Source organism: Stappia sp. ES.058 (assembly GCF_900105595.1).
GTDB lineage: Bacteria > Pseudomonadota > Alphaproteobacteria > Rhizobiales > Stappiaceae > Stappia.
Genome location: NZ_LT629784.1, coordinates 4376034 through 4389711, shown reverse-complemented (window position 1 = coordinate 4389711; position 13678 = coordinate 4376034). Strand labels below are relative to the sequence as shown.

Sequence of the window (13678 nt, the reverse complement as noted above, 5' to 3'; positions counted from 1 at the left end):
GGAGCCGGCGATATCGGGTCCGGTGAACGTCCCACCCTCATTGTCGAAGGGCAACCCGTGTTGCCGGCGCCGGAGGCCCAATGTCAGCACGGGGGCACCGCAGTGCAAGAAAAATCGGCGCGCTTTGCCGCCTTTTCCGTCAGGAACCGAGCGTCCGGCATCAATCCACAGCGATTTTGTCGTCCTCGGACGAAAAAACCCGAACGGCCCCGGTCAAATGAGCCAGCACTCGCTCGGCGCTATCACAGGCCAGGGGAACCGGCAACATGAGGCGCGCAACGGTCACGCCGCGCAACGCGATGCGCCCCTCTCCGGGTTCCGGAAGTCGGGCGATTTCCGCCTCCGGCACCAGGTCGACGATCAATCTAACGACAGCGGCGGCTTCATGGGCGACCATCTGGATCCCCTCGCCGCGCCGCTCCCAAAGGCCGGCAAGGGCAGCCGGCGGTTCCGCGACAAGCCGCCCCGCCCGGGCAGTCAGCACAAGCCGGTCATCAGCCACATGCGCCGCGAACCCGCCGGAGCGACACACCCGCGCAACAAGATCGTCCCCCAGCCGTGATTTCCCCGATCCCGACGCCCCCCGAAGAACGACGCCAGCCGCACCGACGAGAACGCAGGAGCCATGCACCGTCTTCGCACTCATCCGCGCGGCTTTGCATCCGCGGGAAGACGAACGGAGAATCTCGCTCCCAGAATTCTGATGTCTCCGGTTTCGGGATCGTGCTCCTTCCTGTTTTCGACGGTGATCGTCCCCTGATGCGCTTCCACGATCTGCCGGGAAATCGACAGACCAAGCCCGGAATTGTTGCCAAAGCCGTCCGCCTCGGGACGGTCCGTATAGAAGCGTTCGAAAATCCGGTCGCGCACATCCTGCTTGATGCCCGGTCCGTCGTCATCGACTGTGATCTCGACCGCGTCGGCAAGGCGTGTGGCGTCGATACGGACCCTGGCGCCAGGCGGCGAGAACGAGCGGGCATTGTCGATCAGATTGTTGATGACCTGCGCAAGCCGGCTGTCGTTTCCGATGACGCGGTAGGGATGATCGCGTCGAGACGGCGCGATGGTGATCTCCACCTGCGCTTCTTCCGGTCCCGCGCGTTCGTTGGCGAGATCGCTGACGCCACGCAGCAAGGCTGCGATATCAATGGGCTCCGCGTCAGCGCGGGCAAGTTCCGCGTCGAGTCGGGACGCGTCCGAAATATCCGTGATCAGACGGTCGAGACGGCGTACGTCATGCTGGATGATTTCCATCAGCCGGTCACGCGCTTCCGGCTTGCGGGCAAGCGGCAGTGTTTCAACCGCGCTGCGCAGCGAGGTCAGCGGGTTCTTCAACTCGTGCGAAACATCGGCGGCGAAGGTCTCGATCGCATCCATGCGATTGTAGAGCGCATTGGTCATGTCACGCAGCGCGCGCGCCAGATGTCCGATCTCGTCCCGGCGTTCGGAGAAATTCGGGATCTCCTCGCGCGACTTGATCCCCCGGCGCACCCGCTCGGCGGCGGCAGCCAGCCGGCGCACAGGGCCGGCAATGGTCCCGGCGAGCAGAATTGACAAAACCATGGTGACCGCCGCGGCAACCAGGAACACACGCATGATCGCGACACGTTCCGCGCGCACGATGGCGTCGATGTCGCCGCCTTGCGTCGACAGCAGCAGCGACCCAAGAACCGCGCGGAACCGCTGCACCGGTACGGCAACCGAAACAATAAGCTCACCGCGAGGGGAAACCCGCACGACGCTGGCCGGAGATCCGGCAAGGGCTGCCTCGACCTCCGGGTAGGCACGCCCGTTGCCCGCTCCGATCTCCTCATAGAGCGGCAGGTCGCCGCGCCGGAACCAGAGCTTGACGTCGGACCAGATCTGTTCCCAAAGCCCCGGCGTCTCCGTCGTCGGAGGCGGCAGGTCGAACCGCAGGATCTGGCCGCGCGCATACAGATGACGCGAATCGAGAATCAGGATTCCTTCCGGGTCGTAGATCCGGGCCCGGGTCTTGGTCGGCGAGATCAGCCGGCGCAACACCGGAGCAACGCGCTCGGGATTGATCGGAAAATCGAGCAGACGCGCACCATCGGAGGGCGACAGGCTTTCACCGGCCTGCAGTTGAAGAAGCTGCTCAGGATCGACCATCAGGCCGTCGGTCTCGACCGTGGCGGAGGCGGCGATCGCTCCGGCGATGATCTCACCCTGGGTCAGAAGGCTTTGCACCCGGGCATCGATCAGGCCGGCGCGAAACTGGTTGAGATAGAGAATGCCCGCGACGAGCGCAAAAAGCCCGGCGAGATTGAGCACGAGAATTCGCCGGGTAAGCGACGAGGTGAGATAGGGCCCGAGAAACCCGAAGGTTCGCGACAGGAATCGTCTGCGAGAACGCCTGTTGCCGAGCGTGCGCAGGGTCGACGGCAGCTCCGCACCGCTGGCGGTGCGCCGCGCCGGTCCGGCCTCTTCGCCTGTCTCGACTTCCGTTACCATATGCTGTCCCCGCGACGGTCCGGCGACCGCCCGGTCCCTCAACTCTCCCGAAAGCGGTATCCCACGCCGTAAAGCGTTTCGATCATGTCGAAGCTGTCGTCCACGATCTTGAATTTCTTGCGCAGCCGCTTGATGTGACTGTCGATGGTCCGGTCGTCGACATAGACCTGATCGTCATAAGCGGCATCCATCAGCGCGTTGCGGCTCTTGACCACGCCGGGCCGATGGGCGAGCGCGTAGAGGATCAGGAACTCCGTCACGGTAAGCGTGACGGGCTTGCCCTTCCACATCGAGGTGTGCCGCTCCTGATCCATCACGAGATCGCCGCGCTCCAGCAGCTTGTCGCTCTCCGACTTCGTCGCGGTGGCGTCGCGCGGCTGGACCCGGCGCAAAACGGCCTTCACGCGCTCCACGAGAAGACGTTGCGAAAACGGTTTGCGGATGAAATCGTCCGCCCCCATTTTCAATCCGAAAAGTTCGTCGATCTCATCGTCCTTGGAGGTGAGGAAAATGACCGGCAGGTCGGACTTCTGACGCAACCGACGCAGAAGCTCCATCCCGTCCATGCGCGGCATCTTGATGTCGAAGATCGCCAGATCCGGCGGATCGGTCACCAGCCTGTCGAGGGCCGAAGCACCGTCCGTGTAGGAATGTACGCGGTATCCTTCGCTTTCCAGGGCGATGGATACCGAGGTGAGAATGTTGCGGTCATCGTCCACAAGCGCAATCGTCGGCATAATCCGGGTCCTGTTCCCATTCTTTTCGCGCGGTGTTTCGTGTTTACCAGCCTTGGCGGTGAAAATGCGCGCAAATTATGACGCGGAAACCGAGAGATCTGCTTCCAGCCCACCGTTGCCGATGCTGCGCTTCGCTTGAACGGCTGCTTCAAGGACGATGGCCTACCCGACACCTTGCTAAAATGCGTCAGCCCAGCGACGATGCCAAGGTACTCGCTTCAGGAACTTGAACATTATGATCTCGATTTACGCCTTGACGTGGCTGGGTGTTCTCGCGGCCCAGATATCACCCGGGCCCAACCTTGCCGCGGTTGCTTCGGTTGGATTGGCGCAGGGGAGACGCCCTGCCTTTTTTATCGTGACTGGCATCTCTTCGGGCATGCTCGTCTGGTCGACTGTAACCGCCCTGGGACTTGGCGCACTGATTGAAGCTTTCCCATTGTCACTCTTGGCGCTCAAATTCATGGGTGGGGGATATCTGCTTTTCCTCGGCATCAAAGCGACGCGGGCCACCCTGAAAGAGGGAACGAATGCCACATTCACGCCAGATGCTCGACTGCTGACTGATGGACAGGCGTGGCGGCGCGGCAGTCTGGTGCTGCTCACCAATCCTAAAGCCGCGCTGATGTGGGCTGCGGTCGCTTCTTTTCTGTTCGGCCAAGGGCTGAGCGCGTGGCACGTCATCGCTTTCGGTCCGATGGGTGCATTATCGGGGTTGGTCATCTACGGGACCTACGCTTGGCTGTTCTCGACCGGCGTGGCGATGCGCAGCTACACGCGGTTCTCACGGTGGTTCGAAGGCGTTTTCGCCGCCGCGTTCGGAGCAATGGGCGCAAGCCTAATCTGGGCAGGGGTGCGCGAAGCACGCAACTGACAACACTTCGCGAATCCGGAGTTTCACAATTTTCAGCACAACTGCAGCGAAGTCCGCTGACCTGCCGTTTGTGGCGGTTCAGACGAACCTCCACACCGGATCGTTGAAGTCGGCATCGCCGGAGATGGCGACCTTCGGACAGGCGGGCACCAGTCCGTTGCGGGTGGCGCGTTTGCGCTCGACGATGAAGTCCCGGCTGTCGATCATCGCGGATGTCAGCGCGCAGTGGTTCACCTGCGAGCCGGTGCGCAGCGGCCAGGGCGTGCCGGTGGCGCGCAGATAGTGATCGGCGGCACTGCCGCAAGGTCCGGCGCCGGAACGAGCGGCACCGCGAAACCGACAGTTCTTCCGAAGTGTCTCGCCAAAGCGTCAAAGGGTCGGGCAGGCATGACGGTCATCGGTCATCCTCGGCAAGGCATAAATCGGCAGGGCTTGCGGCGCTGTCGGCTGTGTGTGCGGAACCAAGCACCCGCGCCCAATCACCGATCCGGGCAAAGCCCTTTCGGAATGCACAATCCGAAATTTCGCCGAATTGAAACATGCATTCCACATGCGGGCGCCTCGCGCCTTGGTTAATTTCCTTTTGAAAGAAATTAAGTCTTGCAGTTCCGAGTATTAAATCGATTAAGTCGCATTTTGCAGTGGATGTTGCGCTTGTTGATCGAGGACCCATCCTCTAGGTTCACTTTGCTCAAATCGAAGGCGCTTGCCACAACTTCTGATTTTCTCGACCAGTCGCACAACCGGTTTGTGACCGGACCCGGAGCCGAGCAAATCGAATTGCTGGATTTCCGGATATCGGGAAAGACATGAGCCGCGACTCAAACGAGCAGGACCACGGCGCAAGGCACCTCGGCAAAACGTCACCTTATTGGTGACAGTCATCCGTCGTTCCGCTTCGGGGCAGGCAAATTCAAACCAACGCGGCATCAGACCGCGCGACACTGGAAACGCAGACAGGGATCTCGGAACATGGCGGATCAGGGCGTAGGGCATCGGTCAACTCCCACGGAGCTGGGCGGATTGACCGACCTCGGCGAGCTTCATCACAATCTTTCGGCGCCTGCGCTTTACGAACATGCCTTGCGACACGGCGAAGCGGTTCTTGCCGATGGCGGCGCGCTTGTGGTGGAAACCGGTGTCCACACCGGCCGCTCGCCCAAGGACAAGTTCGTCGTGCTCGACGACGCCACCCGCGACAGCGTGTGGTGGGACAACAGCGCCCAGATGAGTTCGGACGCCTTCGCCACCCTGCATGCCGACATGATCGCCCATGCGCGCGGCATGTCGCTTTACGCCCAGGATCTCTATGGCGGCGCCGAGCCGGCCAACCGCATCAATGTCCGCGTCTTCACCGAATATGCCTGGCACTCGCTGTTCATCCGCAATCTCCTGATCCGGCCGGAGCGCGCGGAGCTTGCCGGCTTCCTGCCGGAGATGACGATCATCGACCTGCCGAGCTTCAAGGCCGACCCGACGCGACATGGCTGCCGGTCCGAAACGCTGATCGCCTGCGATTTCACCAACAAGATCGTGCTGATCGCCGGAACGTCCTACGCCGGTGAAATGAAAAAATCGGTGTTCTCGCTGCTCAACTTCCTGCTGCCGGAGAAGGGCGTGATGCCGATGCATTGCTCGGCCAATCTCGGCGACGCGGGCGACACGGCGGTCTTCTTCGGCCTGTCGGGCACCGGCAAGACGACGCTCTCCGCCGATCCGTCGCGTACGCTGATCGGCGACGACGAGCATGGATGGGGTCCGGAAGGCATCTTCAATTTCGAGGGCGGCTGCTACGCCAAGACGATCAAGCTCTCCGAAGAGGCCGAGCCGGAAATCTATGCCGCGACCAAGCGGTTCGGCACCGTTCTGGAAAACGTTGTCCTCGACGAGGCGACCCGCATTCCCGATTTCGATGACGGCTCCAAGACGGAAAACACCCGCTGTGCCTATCCGATCGACTTCATCCCGAATGCCAGCGCGACCGGCACCGCCCCGCAGCCCAAGAACATCATCATGCTGACGGCCGATGCCTTCGGCGTGCTGCCGCCGATTGCCAAGCTCACGCCGGCACAGGCGATGTATCACTTCCTCTCCGGCTACACGGCAAAGGTCGCCGGGACCGAGAAGGGCGTGACCGAACCGCAGGCCACCTTCTCGACCTGCTTCGGTGCTCCCTTCATGCCGCGGCATCCGTCGGAATACGGCAATCTGCTGCGCAGCCTGATCGCCGCCCACAACGTCGATTGCTGGCTGGTCAACACGGGCTGGACCGGCGGCGCTTACGGCACCGGCAACCGGATGCCGATCCGCGCCACCCGTGCCCTGCTGGGTGCGGCACTCGACGGCTCGCTGCGCGACATCGAATGCCGCACCGATGCAAACTTCGGCTTTGCGGTTCCGGTCGAGGTACGCGGCGTCGACAGCAAGATCCTCGACCCGCGTTCGACCTGGGCGGATCCGGTTGCCTATGACGCGCAGGCTGCCAAGCTGGTGGAGATGTTCGTGTCCAACTTCGCGAAGTTCGAGAGCCACGTGGACGGCACGGTGCTGGCCGCAGCGCCCTCCTTTCGCGCCGCCGCCGAATAGCGCCACCGACCTTATTGATTGACGCAAGGGGCGGAGCCGGCAAGGCTTCGCCCCTTCGTTTTTCGGCAGGCCCTCAGGCAACCGTCCCTGTGCAGAGGCCCTCAGGCGGACTATATTCCGACCAAATGGAGGAGATCCCATGCAGTCGACCCTCGAGGCAAATGCCACCGACCCACTCGCGCTCGCGGAAGCCTGGACACGGGAGGGCCGCGACGTCGCCCTTGCAACCGTGGTCGAGACCTGGGGCTCGGCCCCGCGCCCCGTCGGCGCGCATCTGGTGATCGATGCGGAGGGAAACTTCGAGGGCTCCGTATCGGGCGGATGCGTTGAAGGAGCCGTGGTCGCAGAGGCCATCGACGTGATCTCCACGAAAACGCCGGCAATGCTCGAGTTCGGCGTGGCCGACGAAACCGCGTGGCGCGTCGGCCTGTCATGCGGCGGACGCATCCGGGTGTTCGTCGAGCCCGTGAACGGGAGCGCCGCACAAGCCTGACGTTCGCCGTCGCACGCCTGCTGCCCGGGTCGCGTCCGAACATCCCCTTTCCCGCATCATACGCGCAATCGACAGAAGCTGACCCTCATGGATATCGACCTTCTTTCCCGCTTCAATGCCGCCCGGACGGGCCGTCGTGCCGCGATCCTCGTCACGGGTCTGGACGGGGACGGCGGTGCGCAACGGTTGGTCGGCCCGGATGACGACGTGACGCACGACCCGCTCGCTTATGAAATCGCCAGCCGGTTCCGGTCCGGAAAATCCGGCATCGTCGAGACGCCGGAGGAGACGCAGGTCTTCCTGACCGTGAGCGTGCCGCCGCCGCGTCTCGTTCTGATCGGCGCCGTCCACATCAGCCAGGCATTGGTGCCGATGGCGCAAATTGCCGGCTTCGATGTGGTTGTGATCGATCCGCGGACCGCCTTTGCCACGCCGGAGCGTTTTCCAGACGGAGCATTGCTCGCCGAATGGCCGGACGACGTGCTGGACGACGTCGCGCTCGATCCCTATACGGCGGTCGCCGCGCTCACCCATGATCCGAAAATCGACGACACACCATTGCGCGCCGCCCTCGCTGCCGGCTGCTTCTATGTCGGAGCGCTCGGCAGCCGCAAGACCCATGGCAAGCGACGCGAACGCCTGCTGGACACTGGCGTCAACGAGGCAGACTTCAACCGCCTCGATGCCCCCATCGGCGCCGACATCGGTGCGGCCTCTCCGGCGGAAATCGCGGTTGCGGTCCTTGCCAACATCATCCGCGCCCTGCGAAAGGGGCCGGAGGCGGGGTCGTGAAATTCGGTCCCCTTCGCACGCGGGATGCGGAAGGCGCCCTGCTCGCCCACACGATCAGGCTGGACGACGGTGCTTTGAAAAAAGGGCACAGCCTGACCGCCGACGACATCCGCAGGCTCCAGGCAGCGCAGATCAAAAAGGTCATCACGGCGCGCCTCGACCCGGACGATTGCCACGAAGACCGGGCTGCCGAGCGGCTCGCGCGGGCGGCAACCGGCGGGGGGATCACTCTCGCCCCGGCCTTCACAGGGCGGGTCAACCTCCATGCAGCGACCGACGGTCTCCTCATTGTCGATACGCCCGCGGTCAATGCGGTCAACCGCGTCGACCCCGCGATCACGCTTGCGACCCTGCCCGCTTTCGAGCGGGTGACGGGCGGGCGCATGGTTGCGACGGCGAAAATCATTCCGCTCGCGGTTGGCGAACCGCCGATCGCGCGCGCGGAAGGCGTTGCACGTGCGGCCGTGCGCGTTGCCCCGTTTCGCGCACGCTCCGTGGGGCTTGTTGCCACGACCCTCCCGCACCTCAAACCCGCGACGCTCGACAAGACACGGCGCATCACCGAAGCCCGGCTCGCCGTCTCCGGCTCGAAGCTTGCCAGAGAACTGCGCGTTGCCCATACGGTCCCAGCCGTCGCCGAGGCCCTTCGCGAGCAGGCCGAGGCCGGCGTCGGGATGATTCTCATCTTCGGCGCATCCGCCATCGTCGACCCGATGGACGTGATCCCGGAAGGCATCCGGGCGGCGGGCGGCGAGGTCGAGCATTTCGGGATGCCCGTGGATCCCGGAAATCTCCTGCTAATCGGTCGTATCGGAAACATCCCGGTGATCGGCGCCCCCGGCTGTGCCCGCAGCCCGAAGGAAAACGGCTTCGACTGGGTGCTCGACCGCTACATGGCGGATTGCCCTGTCACCCGCGATGACATCATGGCCATGGGCGTCGGCGGTCTCCTGATGGAAATCGGAACACGCCCGCAGCCGCGCGAAGCGCCGCCAGAAGGCAGGAAGCGCCACCGCAAGATCGCCGGCGTCCTGCTGGCGGCAGGCCAGGCGCGGCGCGCCGGCGGCATCAACAAGCTTCTGGCGACAATCGACAATGAACCGATCGTGCGCATCGCCGCGCGAAACGCCCTAGGCAGCGGCCTTGCCTCGCTGACGGTGGTCACCGGCCACATGAGCACGGAGATCGAGGCCGCGCTTGATGGATTGCCGGTAACCTTCGTCCACAACCCGGACTATGCCGAGGGCATGGCCGGCTCGATCCGCGCGGGGATTAGCGCATTGCCAAGCGACGCCGACGCGGCGCTCGTCCTTTTGGCGGACATGCCCGAGGTCACGGCGGACGCAATCGACCGGTTGATTGCCGCCTATGCGCCGGACGCCGGTGTTCCGGTGGTCGCCGCCGCGCACGAAGGCAAACGTGGAAACCCGGTGTTGTGGGACAAGGCCTACTTCGAGGCCCTCGCCCGACTTGAAGGCGACAGCGGGGCCCGGCACCTGCTCGACGACCATCCGGACGATCTGGCGCTCGTCGAAATAGGTCCCGGCGCCCGGCTGGATCTCGACACGCCGGAAGCGCTTGCCGCCGCCGGCGCCCGTCCAGCAATGCGTGGCCCAGCCCGGGATTGACCTTTTCCGCCATCTGACCCGTAATGTCGGGCGTCGAGGTCCGGCGGATCACGGATGGAAGACGCCGGACATAGCACTGCCGACGCCCTTCCTGCATGGCCCGCCCGTCAGTGGAGGAGACGGCATGGCCCATGAATTCAGATCTTTATCCCGCACGAGGAAAGGCAAAGCCTTTCCGAGCGCACCGCTGTCGCGCCGCAGTCTTCTTGTGGCCGGAGGTGCAGCTCTGGCCTGCGCGGCCTTGCCGAAACCGGCCCTTGCGTCGTCGAAGTGGTTTGACGGAACGCTTGAAGACAACGGATATGCTTACCGGCGCACCAATTTCTCGGTGATCAAGCCGCAATGGCAGCGGCAGATGGTCAAGTATCTCTCCGAGGAATCCCCGGGCACAATCGTGGTCGATACACGCAACCATTTCCTCTACTGGATCTGGGAGAACGACACAGCCTTGCGCTACGGCGTTGGCGTCGGCCGCGAAGGCTTCAAATGGTACGGACGCGCGCAGATCAAGCGCAAGGCGCTATGGCCGCGCTGGGTGCCGCCCCCCGAAATGCTGAAGCGGCAACCGGACCTTCCCCGCCTGGTCAAAGGCGGTGCGCCGAACAATCCGCTCGGTCCGCGTGCGCTGTACCTGTATCACGACAGCGGCGTCGATACCGGCTACCGGCTGCATGGCACGCTGGAACCCTGGAGCATCGGCAATGATGTGTCTTCCGGCTGCATCCGAATGTTTCCCGAGGATGTGATCGACCTCTTCCAGCGCTGCCCGGTCGGCACGCGCGTATCGGTGCTTGAGCATCTGGGCGCCGGATCGCAGGACGGATGACGCAAAGCAGGAGCACCCGCCTCGTGACGACACAACACCCCAAACGCCTCGCCCTCGGTCTTGCCCTGGCAGCCGGTGCGGCCGCCCTTTCCGGCTGCAACACGGCCGATACCATATCTACTCCCAATGTCACCAATGCCCCGGCGATCGGCTTCGCCAATATCGCTCCCGGAAGCGAGGAAGCTTTCATGCTGAATGTCGGCCGGCGGACCTATTTCAAGCCAGGGTCCGCCGAGATCGACGAAACAGCCCGCATGACGCTCGACAAGCAAGCGGACTGGCTGACCAGGAACACAGGCTGGTACGCCAAGATCCAGGGATTTGCCGACGACCCCGGCTCCGCTGCGCAGAACACGGCCCTGTCGACACGCCGGGCCGATGCCGCCATGGCCTATCTGGTTTCCAAGGGTGTCGCCCCCGGACGGCTTTGGGCCAAGGGCTATGGCACCGAACGCAAGGTGCGCGATTGCCCGGAAGAAGAATGCAAGGCGCAGAACCGTCGTGTCGTGACGAACTTGCGTGAAGAAAAGGAACGCTGAAACAATGCGATGACCGAGCAAGGCGCATTCGCGCGTCTTGTTGCATTAACCACAATGCTGCACTGCAATATTTACATGGCTCCCATGCAGGGGATGCGCTTGGCGTGGGGCGATGTGACACTTATATTGCAAAAAGAATTTCTCATGCCGGGCGGCAGTCATGCCCCCGGCATTCTCGCACAGCTTCGTTCGATGACATGGCCGCCCCAAGGGGTGTGCAAGGGCCACTGCCCGCCGGATGATGGTTGCGCCTCAACAAAGGTACGTAACGCCATGAAAGATCTTCGACTTCCGCGCGCTGGCCAATGCAAATGGGCAGAAGGAACAGGCGGCAATTACACCTTCCCGTGCCGCAACCGCGTCGATGCAGGGGTGTCCTACTGCGACGAGCATCGCGCGCTCGTCTATATTTCTCCCGAGGAGCGTCGTCGCAACCGCGAAAACGCCCCGATCGCCTTCCGCGCCCAGAAGCGGATAGCGGCCTGAAGCCTTGCGAACGACGGGATGCATAAATCCCGGTCGCAACGCCCGCAGTCGACCATTCAAGGAGCCGCCCGCGATCCCGCCGGCGGCTCTTTCATTTTGTCCCCGGGAACTGCGGCGGCAATCCATGCCCCGAGCTGCTGCGTAGCCGTAAGAGCACCTAAAAACCCCGCCCTGCTCTTCGGACACCTTCCTCGCTATGACATCCGCCGTGCTCATTCCCGTTCTTGGCGACCAGCTCACAGCTGACCTGTCGTCGCTTCGCGACATCGATCCCGCAACAGCGCGGGTTCTGATGATGGAAGTCGGCGAAGAAGCCGACTACGTCGCGCATCACCGCAAGAAGATCGCCTTCCTGTTTTCGGCCATGCGCCACCATGCGGCCGCGCTCGAAAGCGCAGGCTGGACCGTCGACTATGTGCGTCTCGACGATCCGGACAACAGCGGGTCCTTCACCGGCGAACTCGAACGCGCGGTCGCCCGACATTCTCCGGAGCAGATTCGCGTAACGGAACCCGGAGAATGGCGCGTTCTGGAGGCGATGAAAACCTGGGAGACGCGCTTCGGTGTCCCGGTCGAAGTCTGCGCCGACGACCGCTTCCTATGCTCCCATTCGGACTTCGGCGAATGGGCAGAGGGCCGCAAGCAACTGCGCATGGAGTATTTCTACCGCGACATGCGTCGCAAGACGGGCCTGCTGATGGACGGCGACGAGCCCGTTGGCGGACAATGGAACCTCGATGCCGACAATCGCAAGCCGGCGAAGGGTGACCTCTTCATGCCCTCGCCCAGGCAGGTGACGCCGGACGAAACAACCCGCGCAGTGCTCGATCTTGTCGCGGCGCGTTTCCCCGACCGGTTCGGAGACCTCGAGCCGTTCTGGTTCGCGGTCACGCAAAAGGACGCGAAGGCGGCGCGCACCCATTTCATCAAGACAGCCTTGCCCGGTTTCGGCGACTATCAGGATGCGATGCTGAACGGAGAGCGGTTCCTCTATCACTCCATCCTCGCGCTCTATATCAATGCCGGACTGCTCGATCCGCTCGAAACCTGCCGCGCGGTGGAGACGGCCTATCGCGATGGTCATGCACCGCTGAACGCCGCCGAGGGGTTCATCCGCCAGATCATCGGCTGGCGGGAATATGTGCGCGGGATCTACTGGCTGAAGATGCCGGGCTACGCAGAGGAAAACTTTCTCTCCGCCGACCGCGACCTGCCCGGCTTCTACTGGAGTGCCGACACCAAGATGGCCTGCGTGCGCGACGCCGTGGAACAGACCCGCGAGGAGGCCTACGCCCATCACATCCAGCGGCTGATGGTCACCGGAAACTTCGCGCTCCTGTCCGGCGTCGACCCCAAGCAGATCCACGAATGGTATCTCGCCGTCTATGCCGACGCCTATGAATGGGTGGAACTGCCCAACACGCTCGGCATGAGCCAGTTTGCCGACGGCGGCCGGCTCGGATCGAAGCCCTATGCGGCAAGCGGAAACTATATCAACAAGATGTCGGATTATTGCAGCAGCTGCCACTATGACGTGAAGGACAAGACCGGTGAGAACGCTTGCCCCTTCAATCCGCTCTACTGGGACTTCCTGTTGCGAAACCGGGAGGTTCTCGGCACGAATCCCCGTCTGGCCCAGCCCTATCGCACCTGGGACCGCATGAAGCCGGACACGCAAGCAGCCTATCGCGCGGCGGCACGCAGAACCCTCGAAACGCTCGAGCACGGAGATCTGTAGACTTGCTTCAGCGTCGTGTCGTGTCGCGTCGTGAAAGACGGTCGTCAAACGCAAAAACCCCCGGCGCTGCCGGGGGTCAAATCTGCTCGCAAACGTTCCTTCGGCGACGGACGCCGCCTGTTGCTTACTTCGGACGCTTGGAACCGTAGAGCGAACGGCGCTTCTTACGATCCTTGACACCCTGGGTGTCGAGCACGCCGCGGATCACGCGGTAACGCACGCCCGGAAGGTCGTTCGGTCCACCACCGCGCACGAGCACGACCGAGTGCTCCTGCAGGTTATGGCCCTCGCCCGGGATGTAGGCGGTGACTTCGTTGCCATTGGTCATACGCACGCGGGCGACCTTACGCAAAGCCGAGTTCGGCTTACGCGGCGTGGTCGTGTACACGCGGGTGCACACGGCGCGCTTCTGCGGGTTTCCCGCCAGCGAAGGCGTCTTGGACTTCTTGACGGTCGGCTTGCGGTTCTGACGAACCAACTGATTGATTGTCGGCATAGGTTGCTTGC

General features: G+C 63.3%; 14 protein-coding genes. 9 read left to right on the top strand and 5 right to left on the bottom strand.

From position 1 onward, the window contains the following. Positions 1–160: 160 nt before the first annotated feature. The 3 genes from BLU32_RS20495 to BLU32_RS20485 are packed head-to-tail and all read right to left on the bottom strand — an operon-like array spanning position 161 to position 3209. Complete coding sequence (locus BLU32_RS20495) at positions 161–646, bottom strand: HPr kinase/phosphorylase (protein ID WP_093810035.1); 486 nt, start codon at positions 644–646, stop codon at positions 161–163. Next, entirely contained in the window at positions 643–2472 is a 1830-nt protein-coding gene (locus tag BLU32_RS20490; protein WP_093810034.1) for a sensor histidine kinase, read from the bottom strand. Before BLU32_RS20490 ends, BLU32_RS20495 begins: the two co-directional genes overlap by 4 nt. Before the next feature lie 38 nt (positions 2473–2510). Beyond that, entirely contained in the window at positions 2511–3209 is a 699-nt protein-coding gene (locus tag BLU32_RS20485) for a response regulator transcription factor (RefSeq protein WP_093810032.1), read from the bottom strand. Positions 3210–3444: 235 nt separating this feature from the next. Between BLU32_RS20485 and BLU32_RS20480 the strand changes: the two genes are divergently transcribed. After that, complete coding sequence (locus BLU32_RS20480) at positions 3445–4083, top strand: LysE family translocator (RefSeq protein ID WP_093810030.1); 639 nt, start codon at positions 3445–3447, stop codon at positions 4081–4083. 78 nt (positions 4084–4161) lie between these two features. Here the strand turns inward: BLU32_RS20480 and BLU32_RS22610 are convergent, their stop codons facing one another. Beyond that, on the bottom strand, positions 4162–4290 hold the full coding sequence (locus BLU32_RS22610) for a hypothetical protein (RefSeq protein WP_371326944.1): 129 nt from the start codon (positions 4288–4290) through the stop codon (positions 4162–4164). A gap of 765 nt (positions 4291–5055) precedes the next feature. On the opposite strand from BLU32_RS22610, the gene BLU32_RS20470 reads away from it, so the two are divergent. The 8 genes from BLU32_RS20470 to BLU32_RS20435 all read left to right on the top strand — a co-directional run bounded on the left by BLU32_RS20470 (position 5056) and on the right by BLU32_RS20435 (position 13171). Beyond that, positions 5056–6669, top strand: a complete 1614-nt coding sequence (locus BLU32_RS20470; protein WP_093810028.1) for a phosphoenolpyruvate carboxykinase — start codon at positions 5056–5058, stop codon at positions 6667–6669. Positions 6670–6808: 139 nt separating this feature from the next. Continuing rightward, entirely contained in the window at positions 6809–7162 is a 354-nt protein-coding gene (locus tag BLU32_RS20465; protein ID WP_093810026.1) for an XdhC family protein, read from the top strand. Between the two features lie 87 nt (positions 7163–7249). Then, positions 7250–7954, top strand: coding sequence for an XdhC family protein (locus tag BLU32_RS20460; protein ID WP_093810024.1), 705 nt, complete (start codon positions 7250–7252; stop codon positions 7952–7954). Further along, positions 7951–9582: an NTP transferase domain-containing protein gene (locus BLU32_RS20455; protein WP_093810022.1), complete on the top strand. Its 1632-nt coding sequence runs from the start codon at positions 7951–7953 to the stop codon at positions 9580–9582. Before BLU32_RS20460 ends, BLU32_RS20455 begins: the two co-directional genes overlap by 4 nt. Before the next feature lie 124 nt (positions 9583–9706). Further along, positions 9707–10408, top strand: a complete 702-nt coding sequence (locus BLU32_RS20450; protein ID WP_093810020.1) for a L,D-transpeptidase — start codon at positions 9707–9709, stop codon at positions 10406–10408. 23 nt (positions 10409–10431) lie between these two features. Beyond that, positions 10432–10947: an OmpA family protein gene (locus BLU32_RS20445; protein ID WP_244501753.1), complete on the top strand. Its 516-nt coding sequence runs from the start codon at positions 10432–10434 to the stop codon at positions 10945–10947. A gap of 9 nt (positions 10948–10956) precedes the next feature. After that, complete coding sequence (locus BLU32_RS22215) at positions 10957–11433, top strand: hypothetical protein (RefSeq protein WP_208976936.1); 477 nt, start codon at positions 10957–10959, stop codon at positions 11431–11433. A gap of 196 nt (positions 11434–11629) precedes the next feature. After that, complete coding sequence (locus tag BLU32_RS20435) at positions 11630–13171, top strand: cryptochrome/photolyase family protein (RefSeq protein ID WP_093810014.1); 1542 nt, start codon at positions 11630–11632, stop codon at positions 13169–13171. A gap of 124 nt (positions 13172–13295) precedes the next feature. On the opposite strand, the gene rpsL is transcribed toward BLU32_RS20435, so the two are convergent. Then, positions 13296–13667 carry a 30S ribosomal protein S12 gene (gene rpsL, locus BLU32_RS20430; protein ID WP_029057738.1) on the bottom strand — a complete coding sequence of 124 codons (372 nt, stop codon included), beginning with the start codon at positions 13665–13667 and terminating at the stop codon, positions 13296–13298. Positions 13668–13678: the final 11 nt, after the last annotated feature.

Coding starts and splice junctions, on each gene's coding strand:
- rpsL (WP_029057738.1), bottom strand. CDS start 13,667: ATGCCGACAATCAATCAGTTGGTTCGTCAGAACCGCAAGCCGACCGTC.
- BLU32_RS20495 (WP_093810035.1), bottom strand. CDS start 646: ATGAGTGCGAAGACGGTGCATGGCTCCTGCGTTCTCGTCGGTGCGGCT.
- BLU32_RS20460 (WP_093810024.1), top strand. CDS start 7,250: ATGGATATCGACCTTCTTTCCCGCTTCAATGCCGCCCGGACGGGCCGT.
- BLU32_RS20490 (WP_093810034.1), bottom strand. CDS start 2,472: ATGGTAACGGAAGTCGAGACAGGCGAAGAGGCCGGACCGGCGCGGCGC.
- BLU32_RS22610 (WP_371326944.1), bottom strand. CDS start 4,290: ATGATCGACAGCCGGGACTTCATCGTCGAGCGCAAACGCGCCACCCGC.
- BLU32_RS20450 (WP_093810020.1), top strand. CDS start 9,707: ATGGCCCATGAATTCAGATCTTTATCCCGCACGAGGAAAGGCAAAGCC.
- BLU32_RS20435 (WP_093810014.1), top strand. CDS start 11,630: ATGACATCCGCCGTGCTCATTCCCGTTCTTGGCGACCAGCTCACAGCT.
- BLU32_RS20465 (WP_093810026.1), top strand. CDS start 6,809: ATGCAGTCGACCCTCGAGGCAAATGCCACCGACCCACTCGCGCTCGCG.
- BLU32_RS20485 (WP_093810032.1), bottom strand. CDS start 3,209: ATGCCGACGATTGCGCTTGTGGACGATGACCGCAACATTCTCACCTCG.
- BLU32_RS20470 (WP_093810028.1), top strand. CDS start 5,056: ATGGCGGATCAGGGCGTAGGGCATCGGTCAACTCCCACGGAGCTGGGC.
- BLU32_RS20480 (WP_093810030.1), top strand. CDS start 3,445: ATGATCTCGATTTACGCCTTGACGTGGCTGGGTGTTCTCGCGGCCCAG.
- BLU32_RS22215 (WP_208976936.1), top strand. CDS start 10,957: ATGACCGAGCAAGGCGCATTCGCGCGTCTTGTTGCATTAACCACAATG.